At 63.5% G+C, this 795-nt stretch carries 2 protein-coding genes; both read right to left on the bottom strand.

The window, feature by feature from the left end:
* On the bottom strand, positions 1-191 hold a 191-nt coding region (locus tag B5G37_RS15105), incomplete at its 3' end, for a hypothetical protein (RefSeq protein WP_143483013.1).
* A 25-nt stretch (positions 192-216) separates the two neighbouring features.
* Positions 217-795 (bottom strand): hypothetical protein (locus B5G37_RS15445; RefSeq protein ID WP_158099456.1); only part of this gene is annotated, 579 nt, incomplete at its 5' end.

Genomic DNA, 795 nt, shown 5'->3' with positions numbered 1-795 from the left:
ATCATGGAGCAGATGAATTTCCGAAGACTGCCGCCGAAGTCGGTGATCCAATGGTATTCCGGTTCCTCGGCGTGGGCCGTGACGGGAAGCAGCAGGACGAGGGCAATGGCGACGGCGGTAATCGCCGCCATGCGCAGCCACCTGCGCCGCCTGTCGTATACGGATGTTTCCGTGATGGTGATGTTATTCATGGGTGTCCTTTCTTGCGTCCGCCGGTCACAGGCCGAACTCGTAGGTGCCTTCCGCACGGTGGTAGGTCGCGGATACGGTTGCGGTGCCGGAGCCGGGGGCGGCGTCCGCGATGGTCAGGGTGAACGCGGTGGTGATGGTGTTCTCGTTGTAGTCGATGGTGGCGGTGCCGGTCCATGTCGCCGTGGAGGCGGTGGGATAGTAGGCGGCACACCATTTGCTCAGTTCGCTGGTGAGGTTGTCCGCGCCGCCCAGCAGGGCGGTGATCTCGTCGTTCAGCCCTTCCACGGTGATGTCCTGCACGGGGTCCTGCCGTACATAGTCCGTGTCTTGCAGTTGGAAGGCGGTGCCGCTGGACAGCGTGGCGCTGAGGGTGTCCGTCACCTCGCCGGTGCCCGTCTGGCAGGTGTAGCGGACGACATGGGTGCCGGTGTCGGTCTCGAACACGGCGGTGTCGATCTCCATGCCCGCCGTGTCGGTGCCCTTTTCCAATCGGGTGACGGCGTAGGTGTGTTCGGTGGCCTTACCGTTCACGGTTTCCGTGTAGGTGTGTCCGGTAAATTGCAGGGTGTCGGTGCCGTTGTTGGCGGACCAGACGGAGGCGGA

Origin of the sequence: Pseudoflavonifractor sp. An85, assembly GCF_002161235.1 — a bacterium.
Classification (GTDB): domain Bacteria; phylum Bacillota; class Clostridia; order Oscillospirales; family Oscillospiraceae; genus Enterenecus.
Note: the sequence above shows the minus strand (reverse complement) of the source record. Positions and strands in the feature narration are given on the sequence as shown.